This is a genomic window from Saccharospirillum sp. HFRX-2, assembly GCF_043196805.1.
Taxonomy (GTDB): Bacteria; Pseudomonadota; Gammaproteobacteria; order Pseudomonadales; family Natronospirillaceae; genus Saccharospirillum.
The window spans coordinates 598,807-614,257 of sequence record NZ_JBEBMU010000001.1 but is presented as its reverse complement, the minus strand read 5'-3'; the positions used below and the strand labels follow the sequence as shown (position 1 = coordinate 614,257).

The following is a 15,451-nucleotide window of genomic DNA, read 5'->3' as shown; positions in this document are numbered from 1 at the left end:
CGGCCTTCACTATGCTGCCCGGCTTCTATCGGGTCGGCTCGCGCTAAGGAGGCAGGGTGTCGGTCTTCTGGCAATTACGGTGGTTTTTCCGCGAAGAATGGCGTCGCTATGGCCTGGCGGTGCTGGCACTGATCGTTGTCGGCCTGGCAGTTCTGGTACCGCCCTGGATTACCGGACGAGTCGTCGACGCCATCGCCGATGGCAGCCTGACGCGCCAGCAGTTACTACTCAACGTCGGCATTGTTCTGGCGGTAGCGCTGGTCAGTTACACCCTGCGTGTGGTCTGGCGGGTGGCGCTCTTTGGTGCCAGTTTTGCGCTCGCTAACCGACTGCGCCAAGACCTCTATCAACACCTGTCGTTGCAGCCACCGTCGTTTTTCGCCAAGCACAAAACCGGCGACCTGATGGCCCGCGCCACCAACGATATTCAAGCCGTGGAAATGACCGCCGGCGAAGCCGTACTGGCGTTGTTCGACGGCGCATTAACCGGGCTTTTGGTACTGATCGTCCTGACCACTCAAATCAGCTGGCAACTGACGCTGGTGGCACTGCTGCCCTGGCCGATTGTCGGTTATTTTATGTGGCGTTTTGGCCAGGAAATGCAGGCCTCTTTTCATATTGCCCAAGCGCGTTTCAGTGACCTAAACGACCGCGTTCAGGAAAGCCTGGCGGGCATTCGGCTGATTCGCGCCTTTGGTCGCGAGCAGGTCGAAGACGCCGGTTTCAACGCCATCGCGCGCGAAGCCAATGAAGCCAACCAGTCGGTAGCGCGCACCGATTCCAAATACGATCCGGCCATTTCACTGGCCATCGGTACCTCGTTTTTTCTCAGCATTGCCGGCGGCACCTGGCTGATCGTGCACGATGCGATGACGCTCGGCGAACTGACCAGTTTTACGCTCTATCTGGGTTTTATGATCTGGCCGATGTTTGCCGTCGGCTGGATGCTCAATCTGGTTGAACGCGGCCAGGCGGCGTACAAGCGCATCCAGGAAATTTTTGATACCAAACCGGCCATCGCCGACAGCGGCACTTTTGAAGATTCGGTTGAGCCGGCATTGCACATCAACATCCGCGATTTCCGCCATTTCCCGGAACAACAGCCGGTGCTCAGCGCTATCGAATTGAAGGTTGAACCGGGCCAGTTAATTGGCCTGGTCGGCCCGACCGGTGCCGGTAAAACTTCGCTGATCGATTTGATTTTACGACTGTCAGAAAGCCCCGATGCGCAGTTAAAACTCGGCGGCAAAAACCTGGCCGAATTCAGCCTTGCTAATCTGCGCCGGCATCTGGCAGTGGTGCCGCAATCGCCGTTTCTGTTTTCCGCCAGCGTTGCCGAAAACATCGCCTTGGCAAAACCCGATGCAACCGTCGAGGAAATTGAAACCGCGGCCAAACTGGCGCAGGTGCACGACGACATTCAGCGCTTTGCCGACGGCTATGCCACCCGCGTTGGTGAGCGTGGCGTGACGCTGTCGGGCGGTCAGAAACAACGTCTGGCACTGGCGCGGGCGCTGTTGCTCGATGCGCCGGTTCTGGTGCTCGACGATGCCTTATCGGCAGTCGATCTGGGCACCGAGAAACACATCCTGGCGCATCTAAAAGAAGCGCGTGCTGGCCGCACCACCCTGATTGCCTGCCATCGTTTAAGCGCGGTGGAACAGGCCGACGAAATTCTGGTGCTCGACCAGGGCAAGGTGTTGGAACGCGGCAGCCATGCACAATTACTGGCGGCAAATGGCTGGTATAAACGCACCTACGATTACCAACAACTCGAACGCACCGTGGAGGATGGCCGATGAATCGTCCGTTTTTGCGGCTGCTGAAATACGGCCTGGCTTATCGGCGTTTGCTGACTCAGGCGGTGTTGTTATTGGTGGTCGCCACCGCCGGCAACGTGCTCGGGCCTTATTTAATCAAGGTGTTTATCGACCAGCATTTAACGCCGGGCGATTGGACGGTCGGGCCGATTGTCGCTCTGGTGTTGACCTATATCACCGCTCAGTTGATTTCAGCGGCGACTTTTTTTCAGCAGGCGATTCGCTTTAACGAGATCGCGCTCAATGTGGTGCAGACCATTCGCGAGCAGGTCTTCGCGCGCGTTATCCGTTTGCCGATGGCGTTTTTTGATCGCACCCCAACCGGCAGTCTGGTCAGCCGCATCACCAACGACACCGAAACCATCAAAGACCTCTACGTCAACGTCATCTCAGTGGTGGTGCAAAACTCCATTCGCATGGTCGGTATTCTGATCGCCATGGCGTTGCTCGACTGGCACCTGATGTTGATCAGCGCAGCACTGGTGCCGGGCATCGTCGTCGCCATGCTCGCCTACAGCAAGTTGTCGACGCCGGTGTTTCAACGTGTGCGTTCGCTGCTCAGCGACATCAATGCCCGGCTCAGCGAAAGCATTCAGGGCATGAGCGTGATTCAGTTGATGAACCAGCAGGCGGCGTTCAGCAAAGCCTTCGGCAAAACCTCGACCGATCATTACCGCGCCAAAATCCGCAACATCCTGATCGATGGCGTCATGCTGCGCGCCCTGGTCGATCTGCTCTATATGGCAGTGCTGGCAGCGTTGCTCTACGCCTTCGGCATGGATGCGCTGAGTCCGACCGGAGCGATACAGGTCGGGGTGATCTACGCCTTTCTGAATTATCTGGGCAACCTGACCGAACCCATGGTCGATATGATTTCGCGGCTGAATCTGTTTCAGCAGGCGCTGGTCTCGGCCGACCGGGTTTTCCAGTTGCTGGACGAGCCGATCGAAAGCGCGCCCAAGCATCCGGAGTTGCCGCACAATGCCTCGGTGCAATTCGACATCGAGCTGTTCAGTTACGACGGTCGCCATACGGTGCTGCGCGATATCGATCTGCGCATCGAGCCTGGCGCCTTTATCGGCATCGTCGGTCACACCGGCTCGGGCAAGAGCACGCTGATGTCCTTGCTGATGGGGTTTTATCCGCTGCAATACGGTCAGGTGCTGGTCGGCGGTGTGCCGCTGGAGCGGCTCGATCCGGCCGAGCGCAGCCGGCGTTTGGGATTGGTGCAGCAGGATCCGTTTATTTTCGCCGGCACCATTGCCGACAACATCCGTCTGGAACTGCCGCTCAGTGACAGCGACATCATCGACGCCGCTCAGCAGGCGCAGTTGCACGACAGCATTATGCGCATGCCGAATGGTTACCAGACGGTGCTGACCGAACGCGGCAGCAACCTCAGCAGCGGTCAGCGGCAACTGCTCAGCCTGGCGCGCACCTTGGCGCGTAAGCCGGAAGTGCTGATTCTCGATGAGGCCACCGCCAACATCGACAGCCATACCGAAGCACTGATACAGCGGTCACTGATGCTGTTGCGCGGCCGGGTTACACTGATCGCCATCGCCCACCGGCTGAGTACCGTGAAAGACGCCGACCAGCTGGTGGTGCTGCATCAGGGGCAGATTCAGCAGTTGGGCAGCCACGCTGAACTGGTCGCCGAAGAAGGGCTGTACAAGCATCTTTATGAGTTACAGATGCGTGCTGACCCAACCGCAGGCGAGCCTGAGTTGCATTGATTTACATCAAAAAACTTGGCGATTCAGTCATAAGTTTTTAAACTTTCAGAAATTTCTGAAACTACAGAGGTCAGCTTGACGCCGGAACTGGAAAACATCGTGGTTCATTTCGGCGAGATGGGCAGCCGCTGGGGCTTCAACCGCACGGTCGGCCAGATGCTGGCGTTGATCGTCTTAAGCGATCGGCCGCTGGCCGCCGATGAAATCGCCGCCGAACTCAAAGTTTCACGCGGCAATGTCAGTATGGCAGCGAAAGAGCTGCACGCCTGGCATCTGGTGCGCACCCACCGCGAACCGGGCGATCGCAAGGATTATCTGATCGCCGCCGGCAGCATTTGGGAGCTGGCGCAACAGGTGCTGACGGAACGCAAAAAACGCGAGATGGATCCCACCCTGTCTTTGTTGCGCAGCCAGTTGCTGGACAGCGCCGAAGACAACCCGCCCAGCCACGCCCGCCAACAGTTGCAGGAAATGCACGACTTGCTGGAGTTGCTCAATCGCGGGTTCGACGAGATACAAAGCCTGACACCCGACCAGTTAAAGCGTTTGCTGACGCTGGGTACCGGTGTTCTCAAATTCACCGACCGGATTCGTCCGGGTGGCCGTAAAGACTGACGGAGACTTCCATGGAAGCCGATCTAGCCCAGACACTGATATTGTCGCGCATCCAGTTCGCCGCCAATATCAGCTTTCACATCCTGTTCCCCACCATCACCATCGCGCTGGCCTGGCTGCTGTTCTATTTCAAAGTCCGCTCCAATATTTCCAACCATCCGGTGTGGATGCGCGTCTATCGCTTCTGGGTGAAAATCTTCGCGCTCAGCTTCGCGCTCGGCGTGGTATCCGGCATCACCATGAGTTTCCAGTTCGGCACCAACTGGCCGGGCTATATGGAAACCGTCGGTAACATCGCCGGGCCCTTGCTCGGTTACGAAGTGCTCACCGCCTTCTTTATGGAAGCCACCTTTCTGGGCGTGATGCTGTTCGGCATTCATCGCGTGCCCAACTGGGTGCACACGCTGGCAACTTTTTTAGTCGCCATCGGCACGACGCTGTCGGCGTTCTGGATTCTGGCGCTGAATTCGTGGATGCATACGCCGGCTGGTTTCGAAATGGTCGACGGTGTGGCCATGCCTCTGGATTGGCTGGCGATCATTTTCAATCCATCGATGCCGTATCGCCTGACGCACATGCTGATCGCCTCCGGCCTGACCGCGTCCTTCCTGGTTGCCGGTATTTCCGCCTACCGCATCTTTAAAGGCGATGTGAAACACGCACCGCGTGTGGCGCTGAAAACCTCAATGACCGTCGCCGCCATCCTGATTCCGGTGCAAATTGTGGTCGGCGACATGCACGGTCTGAACACCTTCGAGCATCAGCCACAGAAAGTCGCCGCCATGGAAGCGGTCTGGGATACCGAACACGGCGCACCGCTGTTGCTGTTTGCCTGGCCGGATGAAGAGAATCGCGAAAACCATTTCGAAATCGGCATTCCCAACATGGCCAGCCTGATTCTCACCCACCAGACCGACGGCGAAATTCCCGGCCTCAACGAATTCGACGGCATGCACCCGCCGGTCAAACCCGTCTTCTTCGGTTTCCGCGTTATGGTCGGCATGGGCATTCTGATGTTGCTGGTGAGCTGGACCACCTTCTGGCACCTGCACAGCCATCGCACCGACCCACCGCGCTGGCTGCAACGCGTGCTGATCGGTATGACGTTCTCTGGCTGGATCGCCACTCTGGCCGGCTGGTACGTCACCGAAATCGGCCGTCAGCCGTGGCTGGTTACCGGCGTGCTGACCACCGATCAGGCCGTCACCACCGTACCGGGCAGCCAGGTCGGACTGTCGCTGACCATGTATCTGCTGCTCTACGCAGGCTTATTGTTTGCCTACATCCAGACGCTGTTCTACATGGCGCGTAAATCGGTGAAGGTGGAAGAGTATGAAATGTCCACCGACTTCAATTACCTCAACACCCATCACACCAAGGAGACCGACGCATGATTCCCGGTGACTGGTTGCCCTATATTTTCCTGTTTTTGATGGGTCTGGCGGTGCTGGTGTATGCCGTACTCGATGGCTACGACCTGGGCGTCGGCGTGTTGCTGCCGCTCGATAACGAAACCCAGCGCGACGGCATGATCGCCTCCATCGGTCCGTTCTGGGACGCCAACGAAACCTGGCTGGTGCTGGCCGTCGGTATTTTGCTGATCGCCTTCCCCGAAGCCCATTCGTTGGTGCTGCGCGAACTCTATCTGCCGGCAGCCTTGTTGATGCTCGGGCTGATTCTGCGCGGCGTCTCCTTCGACTTCCGCGCCAAGGCCGTGACCGGCCACCGCCGGTTTTGGGACTACGCCTTCAAGGCCGGCTCCATTATTTCTGCCGCTACCCAGGGCTATATGCTCGGCCGCTACGTGCTCGGTTTCGACGACAGCCCGACCGCCTACGCTTTTGCCGCCTTGAGCGCGGTCTGCGTCACCGCCGCCTTCGCCTACATCGGCGGCGCCTGGCTGGTGATGAAAACCGAAGGCGAATTGCAGGTGCGCGCCGCGCGCTGGTCGCGCTACTGCGGTTGGTTGGCGGCCATTGGTCTGGCGGCGATCAGCATCGTCAATCCGCTGCTCAGCCCGGCCGTCGCTGAGCGCTGGTTCACACTGCCGGCGGTCATTCTGCTGATTCCGATTCCGCTGATGTGTCTGGTACTGATCGTCGTCGTCGACCAATACCTGCGTCAGGTTCCGACACGCGGCGACGTCGGCTGCTGGCTGCCCTTCTTCGGCACCGCCTTCCTGTTTATCCTCAGCTTCTTCGGCCTCGCCTACAGCTTCTTCCCGGAAGTCGTGCCCGGCCGCATCACCGCCACCGACGCCGCCAGCGCCGAAGCCTCACTGCGCTTTATCGGCGTCGGCGTCGCCATCGTCCTGCCGCTGATTCTGGCCTATACGGTTTATGCGTATCGGGTGTTTTGGGGGAAATCCACCACCTTACGGTATCACTGAGGTGGCGGGAGACGCTTGACTGGAAACACAGAACGCAAGTTACAAAAAAGGCACCCTAGGGTGCCTTTTTTGTAACTGGTGTTTGAAGTCTTCTGTCAAAAACCTCCAGCTCTACAAAAACCATCAAAGTCTTAAACACCATCTTATTCAGGCTAACGCGACAACCCCGAATACCATGTATGGCCGTTAAAAACTACTGACTAATGTAGCTACTACATCACCACTTAGCATTGCCTGACGGAGTGCTGAGTCTCTTTTTTATAACTTTGGTCTTTGAAAACAAACAACGTAACAAGAAACTCACAAGCGCCGAGGCGCCAATAATCTGTAACTGGCAACCAACCATTGATAGGACTTTCTGATACTGAAAAATGGCTCGTATTGAAGACACCAATATTCTCTAAGTTTAAAGTCTCAACATTGTATGAATAGACATCATGATTACAGCCACCTGATCCGCAATTTTCCGGGTGGTAAAAGTAAAGCTCAGGGAAGCCATCAATATTTAGATCAAGTACAGTGTTATCTAAACTTAACAGTCTTCCTTCAACATCTGCATTTAATTTGACCGGCGCAGTAATCAATGTGCCATGCTGAATTTCTCTTATTTCTCTTTGACGGTCAGCTTTCAACGCTAAAAATGCCCCATCAAAACCAGGCAAACGGGATCTCATTTCTTCCAGGGTATAAAATTGATCTTTAATATCTACAACTTCTAATTTCTCATCTTCACCCATGTTTTTTGTATTATGCGTATCGCTAAAAATGTACTTAACTCCTCCAATAATTATGGAGGAAAAAATGCTAAATACCGTCAACCAAACCCCGATCATGGTAGCTTTCTCAGGTGTAGACCAAGATCGCCAATCATTACTAGTTGGTATCAGTAAAAATTTTCTTATTGCACTTCCATCAATCAATAAGCGACTCATATAAGCCTTCCCAACACCAACCCGAACAAAAATACAAAAGCTATAAATAAATAGTGTTTTGTAGTCGCATTCAAGAAAATCCACTGAAAAGACATTTGAGAATGTTCGTTGCTGAAATGAGTGATTTTTCGGTGCTTGGAATGATTCAATGCAATTGATAGTTCAACACATAGACATGCTAATACTATTATCGCCCAGCCAAAAGTTATTGCCGCTATAAGTGGTATTCGTGCACTTTCATGGGTTCCATAAAATAGAAAGCTTTGCTGACTAACCAAAAAAGCAAATATACCTGGTGGCGTAGTTACAGTTGCCACTAGAAGAACCACTGCCCGCCTGGTTGGGATAAAACGGTCCAGGCCTTTTACTTCTTCATCACCACGGTCTCTCATAAAATCGTCATGTTTTTTAAATAGTGACAGTAAGTGATCTTAAAGCTGCCGTAAGACACTAGTTCTGAATTAATGTGCGATCTACGCATATCCTTTTTAACTGGCGTTTAGCGTTTCGCACTCACAAATACTGCTCTACATCCTCAATATCATCCTGCTCTGGCAGCAGATGATCTTGCGCGTATTGACGCCATTTACCGCTGCGCAGGAACAGCTCGAACACATCGCCGTCGATATGATTTTCATCGCGCATATTGCGCAGAATAGAGAACGCCTGGCTCAGTGGCATTGGTGGTTTGTAGGGTCGTTCTTTGGCGGTCAGGGCTTCGAAGATGTCGGCCACGCCCATCATGCGGGCGGGAATGGATAACTGGTCGCGCGTTAAACCGCGCGGGTAGCCTTTGCCGTCCATGCGTTCGTGGTGACCGCCGGCGTATTCCGGCACCCGGCGCAGTTTCGGCGGGAACGGCAGGCCTTCGAGAATGTCGATGGTGATGTCGATATGGCGGTTAATCTCGGCGCGTTCTTCGTTGTTGATGGTGCCGCGGGTGATGTTGAGGTTGTACACCTCGTCTTCGCTCAGCAGCGGGCGCGCTTCGCCGTAGGCGTCCGGCCAGGTGCCAGTGGCGATGCGTTCGATGCGCGCTTTGAATTCGTCGGACATAAATTCGCCGCCCCGGTTTACCTGGTCGATAAATTCCAGGTCGTCGCGCAGCGCGGCTTTTTCGTCTTCGCTTTGCGCCACGGCAATTGCCGTTGCGAAACGGGCCCGCACGGCATCGAAACCGTCGTGCAGTTTCTGCAGTTTGCGGCCTTTGTTGAGCACGTTTTCCGAGGTCGCCAGTTTGCCGCAATCGTGCAACCAGGCGGCGACGTGCAGTTCGTACCATTCGTCGTCGTTCAGTTGGAAGTCGGCAAAGACGCCCTCGGTGTCTTCGCAGGCGGCCTGGGCGATGAGTTCGGTGAGCACCGGAATGCGCTGACAGTGCGCCGAGGTGTGCGCCGAACGCACGTCGATGATGCGTGCCAAAGCCTGAATAAAAGCATCGAGCAGGTCTTTGTGGCTCTGCACCAGCAGTTGGTTGTCGAGGGTGATGGCGGCGAATTTGGCCATGGCCTGAACGGTGGCCTGATCTTCCGGCGAAAAGGCGCGGGTGTTGCCTTCGGCATCGCGGGCGTTGATCAGCTGCATCACGCCGATGATGTCATCTTCGTGGTTGAGCAGCGGCAGCGTGAGCATCGATTTGGAACGGTAGTTGTGCGCTGCGTCGAAATGGCGAGTGCCGGTGAAGTCGAACATTTCGGCGTCGTAAACATCGGGAATGTTCACCGCCTGGCGGGTCAGGCCGACGTGGGACGCCACATTGCGGTGGTTGGGTTCGCCGTCCTTGTAGAGTTGGATCGGCGGCCAGCCCTGGTCCTGGCCTTCGTTGATCATTGTTTCGATGCCGAGCACGGTGTTGTGCACCACCGAGAAGGCTAAACGGGAGTTATCGCCATCGTCGATAAAGCGGTAGAAAGTGCCGCCTTCGGCGCCGGTCAAACCACGGGCTTCGCGCAGAATGCGCTGCATCAGGTTGCCCAGTCCTTTTTCCTGGGCCAACCGGACCAGCAGGTCGCTGGTGTTATCGGCGCTCCACTCGGCACCAACCGGTACAGTTTCCGGAACTGCAGCTTCGGAGGGTTTCATCCCGTTTCTCCTGCTATCGCGGCCATCAATGTCGGTTTTGATTAAGAATTAAACAACCGACCCTGGCTTTGAAGTTAGCAATCACTCCCATTTACGTGTGTGAACTATATCACAATTGGGCGTGACTCCACGTTACCGCTTCACCTCGACTTCCTGGCCGGCGGCGTTGGATCTGAGCCAACCCCACAGACGGCGGGTGGTCCGGCTGGGATTGGGTTCACCGAGAAAAGTTCCGTCCGGTGCGTCTTCAATCAGCAGGTAGTTTTCCAACTGGTTGCGCGCGGCTTCGGCCTTGCGCTCGCGGGCGTTGCGCTTGGCCCAGTTGTCGCGGTTGAACATCAGATCGAGCACTGGGATTTCCAGTTGGCCGATCAGATCCGGCAGGTCGGCGCGATCGGGTGTGGCATCGACCATCATTAAAGCGTAGCCGAAGTTCTCCGGCGGTGCGCCGGTCATCACCAGATAGCGCGCTGCCCAATAGGCGCCCTCGCCATAACCGAGCAGCACCAGGTTCAACTGCCCTTCCTGAATCAGTCGCTGTACGCCGGCATTCACCCGCGCCATAGTCAGGCGGTCGTATTCGGCATCGGTCAGATCGTCGGGAGTGCGCGGCAGCGTAATCGACAGCGTGTTCCAGCCAACATCGGGTAAATAGGAACGCGCCTGTTGCAACCGGAACGGCCAGTCTGGAGTGTGGCCCTGGTCGTGCAGCAGCACGATGCCACCCTGAGGCGTGCCGGTGCGTTGTTCCAGCCACAGGCCGAGAAAGCTTTCACCATTGGCCGTCAGTTCCACCACTTCCTCACCGCGCAGCGCGTTGCGGTAGTAGGTGGCCAGATCGTCCATATGGTTCTGACGCGCCTGGTCGAGCGCTTCGGCGGCTGCTGCGAGCGGCAATAAGGCCAACAGCACGGTCGGCAACAGCCAACGGGGCAGACGCCGTTTGACCTGCCCCCGGGCGTCACTACAATGGGCAATCCGCCTGCCTAGAGACCGCCTGCCGATGTCGGAATTTGTCATAGCGCCGTCCATACTCTCCGCCGATTTTGCCCGTCTGGGCGAGGATACCGCTGCCGTTCTGGCTGCCGGTGCCGACTGGGTGCATTTCGATGTGATGGATAATCACTACGTACCCAACCTGACCATGGGCCCGATGTTCTGCCGGGCGTTGCGCGACTATGGTGTCACGGCGCCGCTGGATGTGCATCTGATGGTGTCACCGGTTGATCGGCTGATCGGCGACTTTATTGAGGCCGGCGCCACCACCGTCATGTTCCACCCTGAAGCCAGCGACCACATCGACCGCTCGCTGCAACTGATCCGCGCTGGCGGCTGCCGCGCCGGTCTGGTATTTAACCCGGCCACGCCACTGAGTTACCTCGACTATGTGATGGATAAGGTCGATCAGGTGCTGATCATGTCGGTGAACCCCGGCTTCGGCGGCCAGAGTTTTATCCCTGCCGCACTCGATAAACTGCGCGACGCCCGCGCCCGCATCGACGCCAGCGGCCGCGACATTCGCCTGGAAGTCGATGGCGGCGTCAAGGTCGATAACATCCGCGCCATCGCCGAAGCCGGGGCCGACACTTTCGTTGCCGGCAGCGCCATCTTCGGCGCCGACGACTACTTGGAGCCCATCCGCGCCATGCGCGCCGAACTCGCTGCTGCCCAGCGCGGCTAATTGCCCTAACCGAACAACGGAGTCCCAGTGGACGAACTATTAGTTTTTGATCTCGACGGCACCCTGATTGACGCCGACGAACGTATTTCCGATGTCACCCGCCGTGCGCTGCACGAGCTCGACCAACGCGGCATCGCCTGGACAGTGGCCACCGGCCGCCTGCCCCAGGGCGCGCGTGAAGCCTTGCCGGATGTGCGCTTTAAGCATCCGCAAGCCTATAAAAATGGGGTACTGATCTGGGATCTGAACGATGACCGTTCCATTCATACCCGGCCACTCGATCGCGATGAATTTATCGAAGTCTGCAAACGTCTGGACGCCCACGGCATCAATGCGATGGCCAACGTATTGAACGAGGAAAACCGCATCGGCGCCGCGGTGCGCGATTCCGACAACGAGCGTGAACAAAGCTGGGTGCGCTATATGGAAAGCCAGGCAATCGACATTCAGCGCCACAACGACTTCAACCTGATCAAGGGCACGGCGTTCAACATTTTCGCACTCACCGAAAACGAACGCGTGCTCTATATGGCCGAAGAACTAGCCGACATTCCCGGCGTGCAAGTCTATGCCGGTGCCGACATGTACCACGACGGCTATTACTGGCTCGACATTCATCACGTTGAAGGCACCAAAGGCGATGCGGTGAAATATCTGCAACAGCAAACCGGTGCCAAAAAACTGATCTGCTTTGGCGATTCCGACAACGACATTGCCATGTTCGAACGCGCCGACGAAGCCTACGCCATGGGCAATGCACTGCCCGCCTTAAAAGCCATGGCGACCCAAACCATCGGCAAAAATACCGACCACGCCATCGCCTATTTTCTGGCTGAGCGTTACGGATTTTCGTTGTGACATTAAAGGCGGTGTTGTTCGATCTGGACGGCACTCTGGTCGACAGCGTGCCGGGTTTGGCGGAAGCCGTGAATGGCGTTTTAGTGGAACTCGGTGGCGAGCCATGCAGTGAAGATCAGGTGCGCGTCTGGGTCGGCAACGGGCCACAAAAACTGATCGAACGCGCGCTGGAATTTCGCACTATTGATCTGCCGTCCGACCAGGCACTCGAACGCTTCCGCCATTACTACCAACAAACCCTCGGCAATGCGGTGTGTTACCCCGGCGTGCGCGAAGGTCTGGCGCAGTTAAAAAATACCGGCTTAAAACTCGCCTGCGTGACCAACAAATCGTCGCACTACACCGAACCCTTTTTGCGCCAGCTGGAACTGACGAATTATTTCGATGCAGTGCTGTGTGGCGATGAAGTTGACCGCCCCAAACCCGACCCGCAAAGCCTGCACATTCTCTGCGATCGTTTTGGCATTCATGCCAGTGAAGCGATCATGGTCGGCGACTCGGTGAACGACTTAATTCCGGCTGAAAAAATCGCTATGCCACGCATCGCCGTCAGCTATGGTTACCACCAGAATAAACCGCTGGATGTGCACGAACCCATCTTAATCACCGACAATTTTTCCGACGTTATCGCCTGCTCTCTGGCACAGCAATGAGTGTGTTTCAGCGAAAAAAAAGAGCGCCGAAGCGCTCTTTTTTTTCGTTCTCAGATCAAGCTCGATTGCCTGACGAGCGCTGACCGGAGCTGCGATTACCCGAGCTTCGGCCGCCAGAGCTTCGACCAGATGAACCGTTTCCGGAACCTGGACGACGGCGACCTTCGCCGCGTGATTGACCGTCACGGCCTTGACCATCACGACTCTGATTACTGCCGTTATTCGAGCGACCCGAGTGATTCGAACGTCCACCATTACTGTTACCGCGACCACCACCGTTGCCGCTGGCCGGACGACGCGCACGCGGTTTGTCGTCTGGGCGAGCATGGGGCACGTTCTGATCCGGCTCGAAGCCATCCAAGGTGGTGCGGGTAATGGTCTGCTTGGTCAGCCGCTCAATGGCGGCCAGCAGTTTGGCTTCGTCGGCGCTGACCAGGGAGTAGGCTTTGCCGGTGGCGCCAGCGCGGCCAGTACGACCGATGCGATGCACATAATCTTCCGGCACGTTGGGCAGATCGAAGTTCACCACCTGCGGCAACTGGTCGATATCCAGACCGCGCGCAGCGATGTCGGTGGCGACCAGAATATTAATCTTGCCCGCCTTAAAGCCGGCCAATGCTTTGGTGCGCGCGCCCTGGCTTTTGTTGCCATGAATGGCCGCCGAACGGATGCCATTCTTTTCCAGATGCTCGCTCAGGCGATTAGCGCCGTGTTTGGTCTTGGTGAACACCAGCGCCTGGTGCCATTTGCCGTCCTGAATCAATTGCGTCAGCAGCGCCGGTTTGCGCTTTTTGTCGACGGTGTACACCGTCTGGCTGACCGACTTCACCGTCGAGTTGCGCGGACTGACGTCGATTTCCACCGGATCGTTGACCAGGCCTTTGGCCAGGTGGCGAATGTCATCCGAGAAAGTGGCCGAGAACAAGAGGTTCTGACGCTTGGCCGGCAGCACTTTCAAAATCTTCTTGATGTCGTGGATAAAGCCCATGTCGAGCATGCGGTCGGCTTCGTCCAGCACCAGTATTTCCAACTCGTTAAAGCGCACCGCGTTCTGGTTGTACAGATCGAGCAGGCGACCTGGCGTCGCGACTAAAACATCCACACCCTGACGCAGCGCTTTCATCTGCGGGTTGATGCTGACGCCGCCGAACACCACAGCCGAACGCATCGGCAGGTATTTGCTGTAAGCGGTGACGTTCTCGGCAATCTGGGCGGCCAGTTCGCGCGTTGGCGTTAATATCAGTGCGCGGGCGCGGTTGCTGCCGGCGCGTTGCCCTTCACTCAGACGATGCAACAACGGCAGCGTAAAACCGGCCGTCTTGCCTGTGCCCGTCTGGGCGGCTGCCATCACATCCCGGCCTTGGAGGACGGCGGGAATGGCTTGGGCTTGAATGGGGGAAGGTGTCTCGTAGCCTTGGTCGGCCACGGCTTTCAATAAGGGGGTGGCAAGGCCCAAAGGGGCAAAACTCATCGTGAGGAGGTGTCTCTTGTGGAATCGGGCAAGTGAGAAAAAAGGGTCCGCTGGTCAGCGGGGGCGTGCACTTTACCCCAAGGCAGGTCGCGGTGCCATGGGCAAGGTGTAAAGCTCGTCACAAATTAGCCATTAGCTATCACTGAATTAACATCAATATATTTCAGCTAACAACATTAGCTTGACTAAACTGCGCTCAAGGTCGCCACCCGACCATTACTCCACCACAGAGGGCGCCATCATGACCCAACCGCAAAACACTCAGGCCAGGCCCGCCTTTTGGCAAACCTACGCCATCTTGCTTAAACACCCGCTCTTCCTGGGTTAAACCGGCCCAGACTCCATTTTGGCTGAAACTGCGCCGCCAGCATGGCCGCCAGCGCCAGCAGGAAACCCAGCCATTGCCAGGCCGACAGTGCCTGGCCCAAAACCCACCAGCCCAGCAAGGTGGCCACCACCGGCGACAGCAAACCGAGAAACGACACCGCCGAGACCGGCAATTGATTGATGCCGCGAAACCACAACCAATAGGCCACAATCGAGCCGGGAATCGACAACCACAGATAACCGCCAATGGCGCGAGCGTCGAGCACCGGCGGCAAGCCTTCCACCAAGAGCGCCAAGGGCATCAACAAGAGCCCACCGGCGATCAATTGCCAGGCCGTAAAGGCCAGCATGCTGGACGGGCGGCCCCAATGCCGGGTTAAGACAACGCCCAGACCCATGCAGCCCATCGCCACCAGGCCGGCCATCAGCCCAAGCGGGTCCAGCCACAGCTCGCCTTTGAGCACCAGCAAGGCAACACCCACGACGCCGGCCAAACCCCAGCCCAAGCGCCACAGCCCCGGCTTTTCCGACAATATCAGCCAGGCCAGCAGCGCGACCCAGAGCGGTTGCACCGCGCCTAAGGTAGCCGCCACGCCACCGGGCAGGCGATAAGCCGCGACAAACAACAATGCGAAGAAAATGCCGATATTGAGCGCGCCGAGCACCGCAGAGCGCCACCACCAGGCACCTTGTGGCAGCCGTCGAACCAGCAGTAACAGCGCCAGACCCGCCGGCAACGAGCGCACCGCACCCGCCAGAAAGGGCCGGTCCGGTGGCAGGAATTCGGTGGTGGTGAGGTAGGTTGTGCCCCAGATCATCGGTGCATAGGCAGTGTTCAGAGTAGTCAGCCAGATCGGGCTGCTGCTTTTGACGGCTGACATCGAATC

At 57.0% G+C, this 15,451-nt stretch carries 14 protein-coding genes; 8 read left to right on the top strand and 6 right to left on the bottom strand.

What is annotated here, in order from left to right:
* The first annotated feature begins 56 nt into the window (after positions 1–56).
* The 5 genes from ABMA60_RS03055 (at position 57) to ABMA60_RS03035 (ending at position 6,560) form a co-directional block, all read left to right on the top strand.
* Positions 57–1,802 (top strand): ABC transporter transmembrane domain-containing protein, encoded by a 1,746-nt coding sequence (locus ABMA60_RS03055; RefSeq protein WP_392798523.1) that lies wholly within the window; start codon positions 57–59, stop codon positions 1,800–1,802.
* Positions 1,799–3,556, top strand: a complete 1,758-nt coding sequence (locus tag ABMA60_RS03050) for an ABC transporter ATP-binding protein (RefSeq protein ID WP_392798520.1) — start codon at positions 1,799–1,801, stop codon at positions 3,554–3,556. The genes ABMA60_RS03055 and ABMA60_RS03050 overlap by 4 nt, the downstream gene beginning before the upstream one ends.
* A gap of 75 nt (positions 3,557–3,631) precedes the next feature.
* A complete protein-coding gene (locus ABMA60_RS03045) occupies positions 3,632–4,171 on the top strand; it encodes a GbsR/MarR family transcriptional regulator (protein WP_392798517.1) in 540 nt (179 codons plus the stop codon).
* A gap of 11 nt (positions 4,172–4,182) precedes the next feature.
* A complete protein-coding gene (locus ABMA60_RS03040; protein WP_392798514.1) occupies positions 4,183–5,565 on the top strand; it encodes a cytochrome ubiquinol oxidase subunit I in 1,383 nt (460 codons plus the stop codon).
* Complete coding sequence (locus ABMA60_RS03035) at positions 5,562–6,560, top strand: cytochrome d ubiquinol oxidase subunit II (protein WP_392798511.1); 999 nt, start codon at positions 5,562–5,564, stop codon at positions 6,558–6,560. The genes ABMA60_RS03040 and ABMA60_RS03035 overlap by 4 nt, the downstream gene beginning before the upstream one ends.
* A gap of 224 nt (positions 6,561–6,784) precedes the next feature.
* Here the strand turns inward: ABMA60_RS03035 and ABMA60_RS03030 are convergent, their stop codons facing one another.
* The 4 genes from ABMA60_RS03030 to ABMA60_RS03015 all read right to left on the bottom strand — a co-directional run bounded on the left by ABMA60_RS03030 (position 6,785) and on the right by ABMA60_RS03015 (position 10,486).
* Entirely contained in the window at positions 6,785–7,492 is a 708-nt protein-coding gene (locus ABMA60_RS03030; protein ID WP_392798508.1) for a hypothetical protein, read from the bottom strand.
* The gene (locus ABMA60_RS03025; RefSeq protein WP_392798505.1) at positions 7,489–7,884 is read right to left on the bottom strand and encodes a hypothetical protein; all 396 of its coding nucleotides are present in this window, start codon (positions 7,882–7,884) and stop codon (positions 7,489–7,491) included. The genes ABMA60_RS03030 and ABMA60_RS03025 overlap by 4 nt, the downstream gene beginning before the upstream one ends.
* Before the next feature lie 121 nt (positions 7,885–8,005).
* Positions 8,006–9,574, bottom strand: coding sequence for an HD-GYP domain-containing protein (locus ABMA60_RS03020; protein ID WP_392798502.1), 1,569 nt, complete (start codon positions 9,572–9,574; stop codon positions 8,006–8,008).
* Between the two features lie 132 nt (positions 9,575–9,706).
* A complete protein-coding gene (locus ABMA60_RS03015; protein WP_392798499.1) occupies positions 9,707–10,486 on the bottom strand; it encodes a DUF3530 family protein in 780 nt (259 codons plus the stop codon).
* A 91-nt stretch (positions 10,487–10,577) separates the two neighbouring features.
* On the opposite strand from ABMA60_RS03015, the gene rpe reads away from it, so the two are divergent.
* From rpe to ABMA60_RS03000, 3 genes are read left to right on the top strand one after another with little or no spacing between them, the layout of a single operon-like run.
* The gene (gene rpe, locus ABMA60_RS03010; protein WP_392798496.1) at positions 10,578–11,255 is read left to right on the top strand and encodes a ribulose-phosphate 3-epimerase; all 678 of its coding nucleotides are present in this window, start codon (positions 10,578–10,580) and stop codon (positions 11,253–11,255) included.
* Positions 11,256–11,282: 27 nt separating this feature from the next.
* Entirely contained in the window at positions 11,283–12,113 is an 831-nt protein-coding gene (locus tag ABMA60_RS03005; protein WP_392798492.1) for an HAD-IIB family hydrolase, read from the top strand.
* The gene (locus tag ABMA60_RS03000) at positions 12,110–12,766 is read left to right on the top strand and encodes an HAD family hydrolase (protein WP_392798489.1); all 657 of its coding nucleotides are present in this window, start codon (positions 12,110–12,112) and stop codon (positions 12,764–12,766) included. Before ABMA60_RS03005 ends, ABMA60_RS03000 begins: the two co-directional genes overlap by 4 nt.
* A gap of 55 nt (positions 12,767–12,821) precedes the next feature.
* On the opposite strand, the gene ABMA60_RS02995 is transcribed toward ABMA60_RS03000, so the two are convergent.
* Together ABMA60_RS02995 and ABMA60_RS02990 are read right to left on the bottom strand one after the other, a co-directional pair.
* Entirely contained in the window at positions 12,822–14,237 is a 1,416-nt protein-coding gene (locus ABMA60_RS02995) for a DEAD/DEAH box helicase (protein ID WP_392798486.1), read from the bottom strand.
* A 302-nt stretch (positions 14,238–14,539) separates the two neighbouring features.
* Positions 14,540–15,445 (bottom strand): EamA family transporter, encoded by a 906-nt coding sequence (locus ABMA60_RS02990; protein ID WP_392798483.1) that lies wholly within the window; start codon positions 15,443–15,445, stop codon positions 14,540–14,542.
* Positions 15,446–15,451 lie beyond the last annotated feature (6 nt).